Annotated in this window: 15 protein-coding genes; 8 read left to right on the forward strand and 7 right to left on the reverse strand. The window is 70.7% G+C overall.

The features are described from left to right. Positions 1-54: 54 nt before the first annotated feature. From CCN37_RS35250 to CCN37_RS35260, 3 genes are all read left to right on the forward strand, one after another. The gene (locus CCN37_RS35250; RefSeq protein ID WP_086829403.1) at positions 55-309 is read left to right on the forward strand and encodes a multidrug efflux SMR transporter; all 255 of its coding nucleotides are present in this window, start codon (positions 55-57) and stop codon (positions 307-309) included. 266 nt (positions 310-575) lie between these two features. Next, on the forward strand, positions 576-2090 hold the full coding sequence (locus CCN37_RS35255) for a GGDEF domain-containing protein (protein ID WP_086829405.1): 1515 nt from the start codon (positions 576-578) through the stop codon (positions 2088-2090). Positions 2091-2106: 16 nt separating this feature from the next. After that, the gene (locus CCN37_RS35260; protein WP_086829407.1) at positions 2107-3084 is read left to right on the forward strand and encodes a YafY family protein; all 978 of its coding nucleotides are present in this window, start codon (positions 2107-2109) and stop codon (positions 3082-3084) included. A gap of 26 nt (positions 3085-3110) precedes the next feature. On the opposite strand, the gene CCN37_RS35265 is transcribed toward CCN37_RS35260, so the two are convergent. Beyond that, on the reverse strand, positions 3111-3488 hold the full coding sequence (locus CCN37_RS35265; protein WP_086829409.1) for a hypothetical protein: 378 nt from the start codon (positions 3486-3488) through the stop codon (positions 3111-3113). Beyond that, positions 3489-5249: a BTAD domain-containing putative transcriptional regulator gene (locus CCN37_RS35270; protein WP_086829411.1), complete on the reverse strand. Its 1761-nt coding sequence runs from the start codon at positions 5247-5249 to the stop codon at positions 3489-3491. It lies immediately after the preceding gene. 165 nt (positions 5250-5414) lie between these two features. Here CCN37_RS35270 and CCN37_RS35275 point away from each other — a divergent pair, with 165 nt between their 5' ends. Then, positions 5415-6197 (forward strand): SGNH/GDSL hydrolase family protein, encoded by a 783-nt coding sequence (locus CCN37_RS35275; protein WP_086829413.1) that lies wholly within the window; start codon positions 5415-5417, stop codon positions 6195-6197. A gap of 184 nt (positions 6198-6381) precedes the next feature. Here CCN37_RS35275 and CCN37_RS35280 read toward each other — a convergent pair whose 3' ends face one another. Both CCN37_RS35280 and crtI read right to left on the reverse strand, forming a co-directional pair. After that, positions 6382-7614, reverse strand: a complete 1233-nt coding sequence (locus tag CCN37_RS35280; RefSeq protein WP_246843503.1) for a lipase — start codon at positions 7612-7614, stop codon at positions 6382-6384. Between the two features lie 66 nt (positions 7615-7680). Further along, complete coding sequence (gene crtI / locus CCN37_RS35285; protein ID WP_086829415.1) at positions 7681-9168, reverse strand: phytoene desaturase family protein; 1488 nt, start codon at positions 9166-9168, stop codon at positions 7681-7683. Between the two features lie 121 nt (positions 9169-9289). Between crtI and CCN37_RS35290 the strand changes: the two genes are divergently transcribed. The 4 genes from CCN37_RS35290 to CCN37_RS35305 are packed head-to-tail and all read left to right on the forward strand — an operon-like array spanning position 9290 to position 13158. After that, a complete protein-coding gene (locus tag CCN37_RS35290) occupies positions 9290-10222 on the forward strand; it encodes a phytoene/squalene synthase family protein (protein WP_086829417.1) in 933 nt (310 codons plus the stop codon). Continuing rightward, a complete protein-coding gene (locus tag CCN37_RS35295; RefSeq protein ID WP_086829419.1) occupies positions 10219-10956 on the forward strand; it encodes an SDR family oxidoreductase in 738 nt (245 codons plus the stop codon). The genes CCN37_RS35290 and CCN37_RS35295 overlap by 4 nt, the downstream gene beginning before the upstream one ends. 1 nt (position 10957) lies before the next feature. Further along, entirely contained in the window at positions 10958-11656 is a 699-nt protein-coding gene (locus CCN37_RS35300; protein ID WP_086829421.1) for a class I SAM-dependent methyltransferase, read from the forward strand. Beyond that, a complete protein-coding gene (locus CCN37_RS35305; RefSeq protein WP_246843504.1) occupies positions 11653-13158 on the forward strand; it encodes an FAD-dependent oxidoreductase in 1506 nt (501 codons plus the stop codon). Before CCN37_RS35300 ends, CCN37_RS35305 begins: the two co-directional genes overlap by 4 nt. On the opposite strand, the gene CCN37_RS35310 is transcribed toward CCN37_RS35305, so the two are convergent. The 3 genes from CCN37_RS35310 to CCN37_RS35320 all read right to left on the reverse strand — a co-directional run bounded on the left by CCN37_RS35310 (position 13148) and on the right by CCN37_RS35320 (position 15234). Beyond that, positions 13148-13549 carry a hypothetical protein gene (locus CCN37_RS35310; RefSeq protein WP_086829423.1) on the reverse strand — a complete coding sequence of 134 codons (402 nt, stop codon included), beginning with the start codon at positions 13547-13549 and terminating at the stop codon, positions 13148-13150. The genes CCN37_RS35305 and CCN37_RS35310 overlap by 11 nt on opposite strands. A gap of 82 nt (positions 13550-13631) precedes the next feature. Beyond that, positions 13632-14243, reverse strand: a complete 612-nt coding sequence (locus tag CCN37_RS35315) for a flavodoxin family protein (RefSeq protein WP_246843505.1) — start codon at positions 14241-14243, stop codon at positions 13632-13634. 28 nt (positions 14244-14271) lie between these two features. Beyond that, on the reverse strand, positions 14272-15234 hold the full coding sequence (locus CCN37_RS35320; RefSeq protein WP_086829425.1) for a DUF5914 domain-containing protein: 963 nt from the start codon (positions 15232-15234) through the stop codon (positions 14272-14274). Positions 15235-15660 lie beyond the last annotated feature (426 nt).

The following is a 15660-nucleotide window of genomic DNA, read 5'->3' on the forward strand; positions in this document are numbered from 1 at the left end:
TTACGAGACATCCCTTAGGAGGACGAAACGGGTGGCAGTACGTCTGGGGGCGTGATGTACGTGCTGCTGGCGGCGGCGATCCTGTGCGAGGTGACCGGCACGCTCGCGCCCAAGTTCTCCGAGGGTATGAGCAAGCTGGTGCCGACGGTGGCCGTGCTCGTCTGCTACGGGGTGGCGTTCCTGCTGTTCTCGTTGTCGCTGAACCAGGGCATGGCCGTGGGCACCGCGTACGCGATCTGGTCCGGTGCCGGCGTCGGGCTGGTCGTGCTCGGGCTGACCGCGATCCAGCTGGGCGGTGCGCACACCTGACACGGGGTGTGTTCGGCGTTGTGCTCCATTCGTGCGAGAACCACTCGGACGGATTTGTGCGGGGTGGCGGCGCGTGCGATCCAATCCTTTTCCGAGTCACCTCGTTGCGCGTGCAACATGCAGGTCACGGCGCGCACTAGACCGATCAGATGACGTGATCGGGATAATGCGGCGAAACCGTGCGGCGATGGTCGACACTGTTTTTCGCGATTACTACAGTGGGTAATTGTCGGCCACCTGAATTATTGCTGAATGGTCACGGAACAATGTCACCGAGGAAGTTCACCCTGCTGGCGGCGTCCGCGATCGCGGCGCTGGCCGTCGTGGTGCTCGTCGTCGTCCTCGGCTGGCTGGACCCGGACACGACGCAGGCCGTGGACAAGTTCTCCCAGGTGCTCGCCTCCGCCGCCGCGCTCGTCGGCTTCCTGGTGACCGCGCGCCGCGCCGAGGGCAGCGACCGCAAGTGGCGGTTCTGGATGGCGGGCGCGATGGGCAGCCTGACCGTCGGCCTGGTGACCTGGACCTGGGGCCTGGTGTTCATGGGGATCGGGCTGCCCGCGTCCACGCTGGCGCCGATCGGCTTCATGATGACGCCGGTGTTCGCGCTGTTCGCCCTGCTCACGCTCGCGCGCGGGCAGCGCCCGCCGACCACGCCGCGCACGCGCGGGCCGTGGCTGCGCGCGCTGGACGGGCTGATCGTGCTCGGCGCGGTCCTGGTGCTGACGCTGGTGACGGCGGGCGAGTCGGTGGTGCGGATCTGGACCTCCGACCTGGCCGGGCTGCTCACCACCGTGCTGCACCCGGCGCTGTACCTGGTGGTGATCGTGCTGGTGCTGCTGCTCGCGCGGCGGCACCGGGTGGCCTGGCAGCTGCCCTTACTGTTCCTGGGCCTGGCCTTCGTCGCCCAGAGCACCTCCGGCTGGATCTTCGCCTACCTCGTCGCCAACGGGGTCGACCGCATCCCGACCTGGGCCGACATCGGTTTCATGGCGTGCCCGGTGTTCTACGCGCTCGCCCCGTGGGCGCCGACCGCGCCGCGCCGCGAGCCGGGGCCCGATCCGCTGCGCACCGGCGACTACCTGCACCTGGCCGTGCCGTACCTGCCGCTGCTGATCACCGGCATGTTCATCGGCGTCGGTACCGCGACAGGCGTCCGGCTCGGCCCCGCCGAGGTCTACGTGGGGCTCGCGGTGGTGGCGCTGGTGATCCTCCGGCAGCTGATCACCATGACCGACAACGTCGCGCTGCTGGAGGAGATCCGGCAGAGCCAGAAGCAGTTGCAGTACCAGGCCTACCACGACCCGCTGACCGGCTTGGCCAACCGCGCGCTGTTCCAGGAGTGCCTGGGCACGGCGTTGCGCTCGTCGCAGCCGCTGATCCTGCTGTTCGTCGACGTCGACGACTTCAAGACCGTCAACGACCGCTACGGCCACGCCGCCGGGGACGAGGTCCTGTGCGCGGTCGCGGGCAGGCTGCGCGCCGCCGTGCGCGCTGAGGACGTGGTGGCGCGGCTCGGCGGTGACGAGTTCGCCGTGCTGATCACCACCGGCCACGGGGACCCGGAGCAGGTGGGGGCGCGCGTGCTCACCGTGCTGGAGGCGCCCTACGGCATCCGCGGTGAGAACCGCATGGTGCGCGCCAGCATCGGCCTGGTCTGCTTCGGCGCGATGGACCCTGACCTGTCACCGGACGACCTCCTCGGCCGCGCGGACGCGGCGATGTACGCGGCCAAGCGCAAGGGCAAGGGAACCCTGGTGGTGCACGGCGCCGCGTCCGCGTGAGTGCGAGACTCCTCGCGTGCGTGCTGGCCGACTCCTGTCGTTGTTGATGCTCTTGCAGACCCGTGGGCGGATGTCCGCGACCGAACTCGCGCGTGCCCTTGAGGTGTCGCCGCGCACCGTCTACCGCGACATCGAGTCGCTGTCGTCAGCCGGGGTCCCCGTCTACGCCGACCAGGGCAGGGCAGGCGGGTACCAGCTGCTCGACGGCTACCGCACCCGGCTCACCGGCCTGACCGGCGCTGAGGCCGAAGCGCTCGCGTTCACCGGAATGCCCGGTCCCGCAACGGATCTGGGCCTCAGCGCCGAGCTGACCGCCGCCGAGCTGAAGCTGATGGCCGCGCTCCCACCCGAGCTGGCTTCGCGCGCGGCGCGCATCCGCGAGTGCTTCCACCTCGACGCCCGCGCGTGGTTCCGCGAGTCCGAGGGCGTGCCCCAGCTCGCCGAGCTGGCCAATGCCGTGTGGGACAACCGAGTCGTGCGCGTCCGCTACCGCCGCTGGGGCGATCCGCCCGAGGTCGAGCGCACGCTGTGGCCGCTCGGCGTCGTGCTCAAGGGCGGCGTCTGGTACCTCGTCGCGCGCTCGCGGGACCGCGACCTGACCTACCGCGCCTCCCGGGTGCTTGAGGTGATCGACACCGGCACGACCTTCGAGCGCCCCAAGGACTTCGACCTCGCGTCCTTCTGGAAGGCGTGGGCCGAGCGCTTCGAGATCGAGCAGTACCGGATGACCGCTCGCATCCGGCTGTCACCCGCGGGCATGGCCCTGGTGCCCTACGTCCTGGGCTTCCACGAGAAGCGCGTGGTGCGGGCCACGGCGGGCGAGCCCGACTCCGCGGGGTGGGTCACGGCCGATCTGCCGATCGAGACCATCGAGATCGGCCACACCGAGGTGCTGAAGCTCGGCGCGCACGCCGAAGTCCTTGAGCCGCAAGAGCTTCGGGACCGCCTCGCCGCCACCGCCCGAGCTCTGGCCGAGACCTACTCGAGCGAGTGAGCCCAGTACGGGATACCCGAACGATCTCAGATCGTCACGCAGACGTTCCCGCCCTGCTGGACTGACCGCGAGTTCTGGGCGTAGCCGCACACCAGGTGGTTGTTCGGCCGATAAAGATTCACCTCCCACCTGGCGCGGTTCGTCATGGGCGATTTATCGCCGCGCCATTCCGCGAAGAAGGCGCCCAGCTTGAATCTGTCCCCGACCTTCCGCACCTCAACGGTGATGTCCTTGACGTTCCGCCCTTCGTGCAGGGTGTGGACGCAGATGTACTGGCCGCAGGTGGTGTCGACTCGCGTTGCCGCCTGCGCGACCCCCGGGATCAGGCTGAACGCGACAGCGCACGCGACGAGCGAGGCGATTCGGTGCGTGTTTCTTGTGAACGCGGCCCGCTTCGCCTTCACCTAGGCGGAGCCGACGGCGAACAGGCGGACCACGCCGGGGTAGCGCCAGCGCTCCACCGCGGCGTCAGCCTCCTTGCGCGCGGGCAGAAAAGGCTTGGCGCACAAACGAACCACGGTCGGCAGGTAGTACACGCCCGGCACGGTCTCGGCGAGGAAGTGCGCGTCGTGCAGCGTGGACAAACCCTCCTCAACCCACCACCGGGGGCGGTTGGTCAGCAGGGTCAACGCCTCGGTGCCCAGGTCCTCGCGGGGCAGCAGGCCGAAGTACCCCAGCAGCTCGCGCGCGCCGGAAGGCAGTTCCCGCAGGGCGGACACCATGCGGAAACCGTCCTCGGACAGCGCGAGCGAGTCGGCCCACTGCTGCTCGTCGGCAAGGCGGGAGGCGAGGTGGGAGACCGGCCACGCGGGATGCGCGGCGAGCAGGACGGCGGCGCTGCGCACGGCCACGGGCAGGCCGCAGCACAGGGTCGCCAGGCGTCGCACGGCGACGGGGTCGCGCAGCGCGCGGTCGCCGAGGACGGAGTTGATCAGCGCGACGGACTCGGAGGCGCGAAAACCGCTCAACTGCACGGACTTCGCGCCGCTGTGCAGCACGAGCGCGTCGAGCCGGCGAGCGCTGGTGATCACCACCTGGCAGCTCGGCGAGCCGGGCAGCAGGGGCAGCACCTGGGCACTGCTGGTGGCGCCGTCGAGCAGCACCAACAGCTTCTTTCCGTCCACAGTGGACCGGAAGCGCGCGGCCAACGCCCGTTCGTCGTCGCCCTGCTCCGGCCGCACCCCCAGTCCGTCGAGCAGCCGGAGCAGGGCTTGCCTCGGGGTGACCTCGCCACGCAGGTCCACGTGCAGCTGGCCGTCGGGGAAGCGTTCGCGCTCGCGGTGCGCCCAGTGCACGGCGAGCGCGGTCTTGCCGGCGCCGGGCTGGCCAGTGATCAGCAGCGGACCCGCGCCAGTGCTGAGCGCGGCCAGCTCGGCGTCGCGGCCGAGGAAGTCGGCGAGGTCGGCGGGCAGCTGAGCGGGGCGCGGCCGGGACACCGGCGCCGGGCTGAGGGAGTCGGCGCGGATCGCGCGCTCCAGTTCGCGCAGCGCCGCCCCCGGCGGGACGCCGAGCTCGTCGCGCAGGGCGTCGGCGCAGCGCCGGAAGGTGGACAGCGCCTCGGCGGGCCTGCCGCGCTGCGCGAGGGCGGTCATCAGCTGGCCGACGAGGCGTTCGCGGAACGGGTGCGCGTCGACGGCCTCGCCGAGCTGGCCGATCAGGTCGATGTCGGCGCCGACGCGCAGCCGCGCGTCCACCAGGTCTTCAAAGGCCGCGACGCGTTCCTGCTCAAGGGCTTCGGTCACCGACGGCGCGAGCCCGGGCAGGTCCACGTCGGCCAGCGCGGGACCGCTCCACAGCGCCAGCGCCTCCGTCAGCGCGACGATCACGGCATCGTCGCCGGTGGCCTCGCGGGCCTCGCGGACCAGGCGGCGGAAGCGGTAGAGGTCGACCGAGTCCGGGTGCACCACCAGGCGGTAGCCGCCGCGCCAGGTCTCCACCCGGACCCCGGCACGGCCGTCGAGCGCCTTGCGCACCTTGGAGACGTAGCCGGACACCAGGTTCCGCGCCCGCTCGGGCGGCTGGTCGGCCCACAGCAGGTCGACCAGCCGCTCGATCCGGACCGCCCGGTTGGCCTCCAGCAGCAGCACCGCGAGCACGGCCCGGTGCTTGCCGGCGCCGAGGACGAGCTCGCGAACCAGAACGGGACCGAGCACCCGGAAGTCCATTCCTGCCCCTTCACGTTGGGAACGCACGTATCGAGCACTACGGGCGGTGCCTGCCCGACGTTCAGCGCATCAGGAAATTCGTTGCGGTCAGCTCAGTTGCCGAAAACCGATTCCTCACCTGGTCGTGTGTTTCGGCAGGTCCGAGCGCCCTGGTACGCAGTACCCATGCGTTCAACCCGCACCACCGCGCTGGCGTTGGCGGCACTGCTGCCGGTCCTGCTCGCCGCCACCCCGGCCCAGGGCGCCCACTACGTCGCGCTCGGCGACTCCTTCTCCTCCGGGCAGGGGACGGCGCGCTACTACCGGGACTCCGGCGACTGCGCGCGCGGGCCGCTGGCCTACTCCGCGCTGTGGGCCGCGGCGAACGCCGTCGCCAGCTACACCTCCGTCGCGTGCTCCGGCGCCACCACCTCGGATGTCCTCAAAGGACAGATCAGGGCGCTCTCGGAGAAGACGACGCTGGTCACGATCTCCATCGGCGGCAACGACATCGGCGCGCCGGCCGCCATGCGCGAGTGCACCCTCGGCTCCAAGGCGGGCTGCGACCGCATCCTCGCCAACGCGGTGAAGACGATCGCCACCACGCTCGCGGGCGAGCTCGACAGCACCTACGCGGCGATCCGCAAGGCCGCGCCCAACGCCAAGGTCGTCGTGGTCGGCTACCCGAGGATCTTCGAGCCGGGCGCGGGCAGCTGCGACGTGCTCACCCGCTCGCGCCGCGCCGAGGTCGTCTCGATCACCGATTCCCTCGCCGGCGTGATCTCCGCGCGCGCCGCCGCGGCCGGATTCGCCTTCCTCGACGCCCGCGCCGCCTTCGCCGGGCACGAGCTGTGCTCGCGGAGCCCGTGGATCAACGAGCCCGGCCTGCCCGCCGACGACTCCTACCACCCCAACCGCGCCGGAAACGCCAAGGGCTACCTCCCCGCACTGACCGCCCTCCTCACCTAGCTCCTCGCACTCCGCCCCCTCAACGCGCCTCGCAGTTGTCTAGGTAACCCGTTTCGTACCGAAAGCGGGAAATAGAGCGCTCCCATCGGCTGCTTGGAGTACGAAACGGGAAGTTGGCGCGCGGGGGTGTGGTGGCGCGCGGAATGGGTGTTGGGCGGTGGTGCTCGGTGACCCCGCGCGGCGGTCAGTCGGTGATGAACGTGATGTCGGGGTGCTGTGGGGATGCTCCGGTGAACAGGCCGGTGTCGCGGTGCCGCAGGTGGAGGTCGAAGAATCCCGCCACGTAGGCCCGCTGCGCCGCGATCGAGCGGTTGGCGTCGACGGTGCCGACCAGCTTCTTCACCTGCTCCTCGGGAAGGGCCAAGCGGCGCAGGACCACCTGGTAGTCGGTGAAGCCGATGTGGCCGCTGCGCCCGAGGAGCAGATCGCGCTTCCAACCGCGCTGGTTGGCCCAGAACTGCGGCCAGGAGCGGTCGCGCTGGTCGAGGTGGGTGTGCCGGACGAGGTTCCCGGTCGCCGGGTCGATCGCCTCGGAGCCCATCAGCAGGAAGGGGCGGTCGAGGCCGCGAACGGCCACCTCTCCGGGCAGGTAGGGCTGGCCCATCAGCTCGCCGAAGCCGTACGCCAGCGAGCCGTCGAGGTTGACGCCCGCGGCGATGCGGCGGTCGTGGACCATCGTCTCGCCACCGGTGAAGCCGCCGTAGGAGTGGCCGAAGACGCCGACCTCGCCCAGGTCGAGCACACCGCTGAGGCCGCGCGGCAGCGGGCGGGACGCGGTGCCCCTGGCCAGCCGGGTGAGGCTGTCCAGCACGAAGCGGGTGTCGGCGACCCGGACGTCGAGGATCTTCTTCATCGTGACCGGCTCGATCTCCAGGCGCACCGGCACTTCGACCCGGCCGCCGGGGAACTCCACGTTCGTCTCGTAGGTGTGGTCCATGGTCACCACGACGTAGCCGCGGCTGGCCAGGTCCTCGACGATCGCGGTCTGCGCGGAACGCGGGAAGCCCAAGCCCGGCGTGTACAGCACGACCTGGCGCTTGCCTGGGGTGGCGGGAGCACCGGTGCGCGCGTGGGTTCGCACCGCTGTCCAGTCGACGGAGCCCTTGGGGATGCCCAAGCCAGCGCCGAACTCGTCCTGCACTGCGGCGAGGCCGGGGGTGATCCACGGCGCGCGCGGGAAGCGGTGATCGTTGTGCGCCGGGTACCAGACGCTGATCATCAGCTCGCGCCTGCGCTCGGGCTTCCACGGGTCCGCGCGGGCGGTGTCGACCAGGTGCAGGTCGGTGACGCCCACGTGCTGGCGCCCGGTCGGTGCCGGGAGCTGGAAGGTGGCTTCGGCGCCGGGCGCGGCCGGGGTGAGCGCCAGCATCGCCGCCAGAGCCATTCCCGCTGCGGCGAGCCTGCGGAGCGTGAACACGGATCTCCTCGCGGTTGGGCGAACCCGAGAATCCTCGCCGCCCCGATCCGGGTTCACCAGGGCCACCTAGCGGATTCGGGTGCGGCCGGTCACCCGCTCGGCCGCGAGCCTTCCGGAGATCAACACCGGGGGAACTCCGACGCCCGGCGTGGTCCCGCACCCGGCGAGCACCGCGTTGGCCGTCCCGCTCACCGTGTTGGCCGGACGGAACGGCCCGGTCTGGGCGAAGGTGTGCGCGGTCGCGAACGGAGTCCCCGCCGCGTGCCCCATCGCCGCCCAGTCGGCGGGCGTGACCAGGCGCTCGACCTCGATCCCCGAGCCGAAGCCGGTCAACCCGCGCGCCTCCAGCGTCGAGACCAGCTCATCCCGGTAGCGCGGCCCGATCCGAGCCCAGTCCAGCGGTCCCGCCTGGAGGTTCGGGCACGGCGCGAGCACGAAGTACGTCTGCCTCCCCGCGGGCGCCAGCGCGGGATCGGTCGCGGTCGGCCGCGTGATCAGCAACGACGGGTCGGACATCGGCACGCCGCGGCCGATGATCTCCGTGAAGGTCCGGCTCCACTCGCGGCCGAAGGAGATCGTGTGGTGCGCCAACCTCGGCCAGCTGTTCGTGGAACCCGCGTGCAGCACCACCGCGGACGGCGAATACCGCAGTCCCACCGGCCTTTTCGGCGTGCGGCCCAGCAGGCGGTAGGACGTGTGCAACTCCGGCGTGAGCACGACCGCGTCGCAGGGGATGCGCTCGCCGTCCTCCGTGTGCACCGCCGTGACCCTGTCGCCCAGCCTCTCCAGTCGCGAGACCGTGGTGTCGTAGTGGAACTTCGCGCCCGCGTTGCTCGCGGCAGCTGCCAATGCGTCGGAGATCGCCCGCATGCCGCCCTTCGGGAACCACACCCCCGCCACGGTGTCCATGTAGGCGATCACCCCATAGGCGCCGAGCGCTTTCTCCGGGGCGACGCCCGCGTACAGGGCTTGGAAGGAGAAGATCCGGCGCAGCCGCTCATCGCGCACGAACCGCCCGATCGCCGGGCCGAGCCTGCCGAAACCGCCCAGCACCGCGAGCTTCGCCAATGCCGGTCGCGCGAGGTCCAACGGCGAGTCGAAGTTCGCGCCGATGAACGTGTTGATCTCCGCGCGGTACAGCTCCGTCAACCACGTGCGCAGCCGCCGGTAGCCCGCCGCCTCCTCAGGACCCGCGACGCGCCTGACCTCTGCTTCCATCGCGTCCGCGTCCGTGTGCACGTCGATGTTCGTGCCGTCAGCGAACTCCGCGCGGTAGGCCGGGTGCAGCGGCACCAGCTCCACGTGCTCGCGCAGCGAAGACCCGACCGCCGCGAGCGCTTCGTCCAGCAGCTCCGGCATCGTCAGCACCGTCGGACCCGTGTCGAAGCTGTACCCGCCCAGGTCCAGTCGGCCCGCCCGACCGCCCGGGACGGTGTCGCGCTCCACCACCGTCACGCTGCGCCCCGCCCCCAGCAGGTGCAACGCCGCCGACAGCCCCGCGAGCCCCGCGCCGACCACCACCACGTGATCGGTCCGTCCCGGCACCGTCCGCATGAGCTCCTCCTCCGTCCCCCACACCGTAGGCGGACCTGCGGAGTCCTACCCAACCGGTGGTGAGCGGCGTGGGCGGATAGCGTGGCGGAGTACAGGGCGGGTGAGGGTGAGGAGTGGTGGCATGGGCAGCCGCGAGCTCGACGCGGCCGGGATCGCCGATCCTCGGCTCCGGCGGGCGTACCTGCGGTGCCGCGCGCTCAACGCCCGCCACGGCCGCACGTACTTCCTCGCGACGAGGCTGCTCGGCCCGGCGCGGCGCCCGGCGGTGCACGCGCTGTACGGCTTCGCCAGGTGGGCGGACGAGATCGTCGACAATCCGTCCACAGTGGACACCGCGGCAGCCTTGGCGGAGCTGGAGACCAGCCTGCTGCACGCGCTGGAGGAGGGCGAGTCCGAGCACCCGGTGCTGGCCGCGCTCGTCGACACGATCGGCCGCTTCGGCATGGAGCACGCGCTGTTCACCGACTTCATGGCGTCAATGCGGATGGATCTGACGGTCACCGAGTACGCCACGTTCGCCGACCTCGGCCACTACGTGCGCGGCTCCGCCGAGGTGATCGGTCTCCAGATGCTGCCGGTCCTCGGCACGGCGTGCCCGCGCGAGGAAGCGGCGCCCTACGCGGCGCGGCTCGGCGTCGCCTTCCAGATCACGAACTTCCTCCGCGACGTCGACGAGGACTTGGAGCGCGGCCGGATCTACCTGCCGCTCGCGGAGCTGGCGGTGTTCGGGGTCGATCGCGAACGGCTCACCTGGTGCCAGGAGCGCGGCAGCGCCGACCAGGCCGTTCGAGCCGCCCTCGCCCACCTCATCGCGCTGAACTACGCGGACTACCGCGCGGCGGCGCCCGGGATCGACCTGCTCGCGCCGGAGTCACGGCCCTGCGTGCGCACGGCTTTTCGGCTCTACAGAGGCATTCTGGACGAGATCGTGGCGGCGGGGTACGACGTGTTCGCCCGTCGCGCCGTGGTGCCCAAGGCCCGTAGGCTCGCGGTCGCCGTACCCGCGCTCGGCGCGGCCCTGCTCACCCGTGGGTTCCAGGAGGTAGCTCGATGAGCCGTCCCATCACGATCGTCACCGGCGGCGGCCGGGGGATCGGAGCCGCGATCTGCGTGCGGCTCGCGGCGGACGGGCATGACGTGGTGATCGGCTACCGCAGCGACCGCGAGGCCGCCTCCGCCGTCGCCAAGGAGGTCGCCGAGCGCGGCGGCCGAGCGTCGCTGGTCGCGATGGACACGGCGGTGGAAGCGGACGTCGAGCGGCTCTTCGACGTGGCGGCCAGCGAACTCGGACCGATCACCGGCCTGGTCAACAACGCCGGTGTGACGGGGAAACTCGGCGCGCTGGTCGACACGAGCACGGAGGACCTGCGCCAGGTCCTGGACGTCAACGTGCTCGGTTACCTGCTGTGCGCGCGCCGCGCCGCCAAGGACATGGCCGGACGCGGTGGGGCGATCGTGAACATCTCTTCGGCGGCGGCGACCCTCGGCAGCCCCGGCGAGTACGTGCACTACGCCGCGAGCAAGGCCGCGACGGACGCGATGACCGTTGGCCTGGCGAAGGAACTCGCCAAGGACGGCATCCGCGTCAACGGTGTCGCGCCCGGCACGGTGCACACCAGAATCCACGCGGACATGGGTGATCCGGACCGGCCGAACCGCGTCGCGAGCCGCATCCCGCTCGGCCGGTCCGGTCAGCCGGAGGAGATCGCTGGCGCGGTGTCGTGGCTGTTCTCCTCGGACGCCTCGTTCACCACGGGCACCACGATCCGGATTGCGGGCGGGCTCTGAGATGAAGGTGCTCGAAGGTTTCGACAAGGCCGCTGCGGATTACGACCGCTTGGTCGGCGCGAACCCCGGTTACCACGCGCAGCTGCGATTGTCCGCGCGCCGCATGGGAATCCCGGACCAGGGGAGGGGGCAGCGGCTGCTCGACCTCGGCTGCGGAACGGGTGCTTCGACGGCCGCCCTGCTGCGCGCGGCTCCAGAAGCGGAGATCGTCGCGGTGGACGGCTCGGCGGGAATGTTGGCTCGCGCCAAGGAGAAGCGCTGGCCGTCGTCGGTCACCTTCGTGCACTCGCGTGCCGAAGACCTCGCCGAAGCCGGGGTGCACGGGCCGTTCGACGGTGTCTTCGCTGCCTACCTGGTGCGAAACCTGCCCGATCCCGACAGTGTTCTGCGCACCGTGCACGGCCTTCTCCGGCCGCGAGCACCGTTCGTCGCGCACGAGTACTCCGTCGCGGACTCGCCGTTGGCCAAGGCCGTGTGGACGGCGGTGTGCTGGTCGGTGATCATCCCGGCGGGTCGCTTGGTCTCCGGAGACGCTTCGTTGCACCGCTACCTGTGGCGCAGTGTGCTGGACTTCGATGGCGTGATCGACTTCGAGAACCGGTTGTCCCGCAACGGCTTTGACACCATCAGGACCGGAAGCATGTCGGGGTGGCAGCGCGGCGTCGCGCACACGTTCTTCGCCAGGAGGGCTTCGCGGTGAGTCCGCTGCCCGGCCGGGACCGCCACGCCGTCTTCCACGCGGCCCGCCCCGGCCGTTCCCGTGCCAGCGATCAGGTCGTGGCCGTGGTGGGCGGAGGGATCGCGGGCCTCGCGGCGGCGACAGCCCTGGTGGAGCGCGGAGTCCGGGTCGTGTTGTGGGAGCGCGAACAGCATCTCGGCGGACGCGTGGGCGGCTGGCCGACGACCTTGTCGGACGGCTCCGAGGTCTCGATGAACCGGGGCTTCCACGCGTTCTTCCGCCAGTACTACAACCTTCGCGGGCTGCTGCGCCGCACCGATCCGTTGCTGTCGCGGCTGACGCCGATGCTGGACTACCCGCTCGTGCACAGTGACGGCTACCGCGACACTTTCCAGAGCTTGCCGAAAACCCCGCCGCTCAACGCTTTCGCTTTCGCGCTGAACAGCCCGACGTTCACCCTGCGCGACATCACGCGCCTCAGCGCCCGCGCGGCGTTGCCGTTGGTGGACGTCCGCGTCCCGGAGACCTACGAGAAGCTCGACGACCTCAACGCGGCTGAGTTCCTTGAGCGGCTGAGGTTTCCTGCCGCGGCACGGCACCTGGCGTTCGAGGTGTTCTCGCGCAGCTTCTTCGCCGCGCCGACCGAGCTGTCCGCGGCGGAGCTGGCGACGATGTTCCACCTCTACTTCCTCGGCTCCAGTGAGGGCTTGGTCTTCGACGTCGCGGCCGACTCGTTCGCGACTCTGTGGAACCCGCTCGGCGGCTACATCCGTGCGCGCGGAGCCGAGATTCGCCTTGGTGCTGCGGTGGAAACGATCGAGGTCGGTGGCTCGCGACGTTTCGTTGTCGATGGTCTTGAGGTCGACGGAGTGGTGCTCGCGGCTGATGTCACGGGGCTGCGTGGGCTGGTCGACCGTTCTCCGGGGCTTGGTGACGCGATTTGGCGAGCGCGTGTCGAGGGGCTTCGCTCGGCGCCACCGTTCCTTGTGTCGCGGTTCTGGCTCGATCGGCCCGTGCGTGCGGATCGGCCAGGGTTTCTTGGTACGAGTGGATATGGCTCGCTGGACAACATCAGCGTGCTCGACCGCTACGAGCGCGAGTCCACGTCGTGGGCGACGCGCACGGGCGGCTCCGTCGTCGAGCTGCACGGCTACGCACTGACCACTGTGGACGATGCGCGCGCGAAGCTGCTTGCCGAGCTGCACCGCGTCTACCCTGAGACCGCCTCGGCGCGGATCGTCGACGAGCGCCACGAGCTGCGCGAGGACTGTCCGCTGTTCCCGCCCGGTGGCTTCGCGAACCGGCCGACCGTGCGGACACCGCAGGAAGGCTTGGTGCTGGCCGGAGATCTCGTGCGGATCGACCTGCCCGTGGCGTTGATGGAGCGCGCGGCGACCACCGGAACCCATGCCGCGAACGTGCTCCTGGAGCTGTTCGGGGTCCGAGGCCATCCACTGTGGACGGTCCCGGTCGCTGGCCGGTGGGCGCCGCTGCGCGCTCTTGCCGCGAGGTTCAGCCAGTAGGCGTCAGCGTGCGGTTGCGGCGCGCTTGGATGGCCGTTCGCACGAATTGTGCCGCGGTCGGGTGCACCGGAACCGTGTAGCCGAGGTTCCAGAGGTGCCAGGACAGCGTTGTTCGCATCCACTGGCCTTCGGCGAGCTCGTTGAGCGCCACCACGCCCGCGACCGTCGTCCGGCTCGCCCCGGGGAGGCGGTTGAGCACGCGCTGCGCGAGCCGCGACGGCTGGGCCAGCCAGCTCGGCGTGAGGATCACGACGACGGAGTACTCCTCGACCGAGACCGGCACGTCCGTGGCGGGCAGGCTGTCGACGGTCACTCCCCATGAGCGCAGATCCGAGCTGATGACGGCCTCCGAACGGCCGTCGAGGGTGCAGTCGAGCACCAGTGCGCGCATGTGGGGACTCCTGTGGAGGTGTTGGGGTGCGGCACCGGTTCTACCCTGTGCGGGGCCCTCACAACCTCACACGATCGTGTGATCAACTTCTCGGCGGGGGAATCGGCTGGTCACGCAGGGCCGCTGCCACGGCGACCAGGTTCCCCGCCATCGCCCGACCGGTGCTGTGCGACCAGTCCTTGCCCTCATCGGTGTCCGCATAGGACGGTCCGGGTCCCGGGCCGCGGTTCCAGTACGTCCACGCCTGGCCCGGGACCGTGTAGCCGATGTCACCGAGCCCGCCGCAGATCTCGCTGATCACGTGGTGCGCGCCGTCCTCGTTGCCGGTCACCACCACCCCGGCCACCCGGTTGTAGGCCACCGGGCGCTCCTCGTCGTCGGTCTCGGAGATCATCGCGTCCATCCGCTCCAGCGCCCGCTGCGCGACCGACGACGGCCGCCCCACCCAGGTCGGCGTCGCGAACACCAGGATCTCCGAGCTCAGGAGCTTGTCGTGCACGGCGGGCCACTGGTCACCCCCGCCGAGGTCGGTGTCCACGCCCGGCGGGAGGTCCAGGTCGACGAGGCGCACCTGTTCGACCGCCACGCCCAGCTTCTCCAGTTCGGTGATCACCACCGAGGCCAGCATCTCCGTGTTCGACTCGGCGGGGGACTTCTTCAAGGTGCAGTTCAGCACCACTGCGCGCATCGCCATGCCGCCCGGGTACCCCAGCTTCGGCGGGCTATCCGGGCCAGCGGCCTTCTTCACGCAGCGCGAACCGGCGCTCCGCGTAGGCGATGTCGTCGCGCCACAGCCGCTTCGCCGCCCAACGCATCGCCGGGCGCACCGCCCCCGCCACGTGCCGCGCGTACGCGAAGCCCGGGCGCGCCGAGTGCGCGATCGTCGCTTCGATCACCGCCGTCCGGCCCGGCGCGATCGGTGTCGCGTGGGTCTCCACCACGCTGCCCACGCCCTCGCCCTCCACGATGTGCATGACCACCGTGCGCGGCTCCGGGCAGCTGAACCGCGCCAGCACCGGCACGCCGATGTTCCTGGCCAGGCGGAACGTGACCTCCACCAGGAACTCCTCCTCGCCCGCGTCCAGCACGCGCAGCTCCGCGAAGGAGTAGGGGTGGAACCAGGCGCCGTGCCACGGGTCGAGCCGGTTGAACACCACGTCCTCCGGCTCGCACCTCCCCAGCACCGTCGCCACCGCCGAGATCGCTTCCGCGTGCGGTGGGCGCTCCGGCAGCACTGGCGCTTCCAGCGGCTCCTCACCGCCCACGCGGTCCAGCCGCACCCACGCCAGCACACCGTCGTCGTGCGCCGGGTAGCGCTTCCAGCCCGGAGTTGGCTTGTCTCCCAACGACAATCCGTGCCACCGGCACACCAGCGCCCCGCCGTCCACGGCCGCGTCGCACAGCGGAGCACCCAGGTGCGGGCACGCACCCGGCCCCACGCGCAGCTCCCCGTCCGGCGCCCGCCAAGCCACCAGCTCCTGCCCCGCGACGTGCCGCCCGAACGGCTTCGCCGAGGTGATCTCGGAGCTGGCCGCGAGCACGAACCAGTTCCCGGAGGGCTTCGCGAGCGCCATGTTCAGGGCCGCGGAGATCAGGCTCGGTTTCGCGCCGCGCCAGGTGGGTTCCTGTCGCGCCCAGGGTGGTGGGGAGATGGGCCGGATCGGCCAGTTCTTCGGCCAGCTCATGGGGGTGACACTAGGCCGGTTGTCGTGGTTGTGCAGGCGGGTGTTCGTTCTGGGGTTTCTGGTCGGGTACGGCTGGGTTCCAGCGGGGGGACGGCTGCGCTTCCTGGTCGGGTACGGCTGAGTTTCCGGCTTGCACTGGCTGGACTTCCAGCTGGGTTACGGCTGGACTTCCAGCTCGTTCCAGCTGGGCTTCCAGGTCGGCCGAGCTGGACTTCCAGGTCGGGCACGGCTGGACTTCCAGCTGGGGAACAGCTGTTTTTTAGATCGTTCCAGCTGGATTTCCAGGTCTGCGAAACTGGTCTTCCAGCGGGGGAACTGCTGGTTCCAGCGTGGGGATCGGCTTGACCTGGGGCCCCTTGCGCGTGCCCTCATTGGCCGGGCGGGCACGGGATGAATCCCGGCCCGCGCGGACGAGCGTATGGCACG

Origin of the sequence: Allokutzneria sp. NRRL B-24872 (assembly GCF_002155965.1) — a bacterium.
Taxonomy (GTDB): domain Bacteria; phylum Actinomycetota; class Actinomycetes; order Mycobacteriales; family Pseudonocardiaceae; genus Allokutzneria.

Bases quoted from the DNA above. Each gene is read 5' to 3' on its own strand.
- CCN37_RS35250 (WP_086829403.1), top strand. From the start codon at position 55: ATGTACGTGCTGCTGGCGGCGGCGATCCTGTGCGAGGTGACCGGCACG.
- CCN37_RS35255 (WP_086829405.1), top strand. From the start codon at position 576: ATGTCACCGAGGAAGTTCACCCTGCTGGCGGCGTCCGCGATCGCGGCG.
- CCN37_RS35270 (WP_086829411.1), bottom strand. From the start codon at position 5,249: ATGGACTTCCGGGTGCTCGGTCCCGTTCTGGTTCGCGAGCTCGTCCTC.
- CCN37_RS35275 (WP_086829413.1), top strand. From the start codon at position 5,415: ATGCGTTCAACCCGCACCACCGCGCTGGCGTTGGCGGCACTGCTGCCG.
- crtI (WP_086829415.1), bottom strand. From the start codon at position 9,168: ATGCGGACGGTGCCGGGACGGACCGATCACGTGGTGGTGGTCGGCGCG.
- CCN37_RS35290 (WP_086829417.1), top strand. From the start codon at position 9,290: ATGGGCAGCCGCGAGCTCGACGCGGCCGGGATCGCCGATCCTCGGCTC.
- CCN37_RS35295 (WP_086829419.1), top strand. From the start codon at position 10,219: ATGAGCCGTCCCATCACGATCGTCACCGGCGGCGGCCGGGGGATCGGA.
- CCN37_RS35300 (WP_086829421.1), top strand. From the start codon at position 10,958: ATGAAGGTGCTCGAAGGTTTCGACAAGGCCGCTGCGGATTACGACCGC.
- CCN37_RS35310 (WP_086829423.1), bottom strand. From the start codon at position 13,549: ATGCGCGCACTGGTGCTCGACTGCACCCTCGACGGCCGTTCGGAGGCC.
- CCN37_RS35315 (WP_246843505.1), bottom strand. From the start codon at position 14,243: ATGGCGATGCGCGCAGTGGTGCTGAACTGCACCTTGAAGAAGTCCCCC.
- CCN37_RS35320 (WP_086829425.1), bottom strand. From the start codon at position 15,234: ATGAGCTGGCCGAAGAACTGGCCGATCCGGCCCATCTCCCCACCACCC.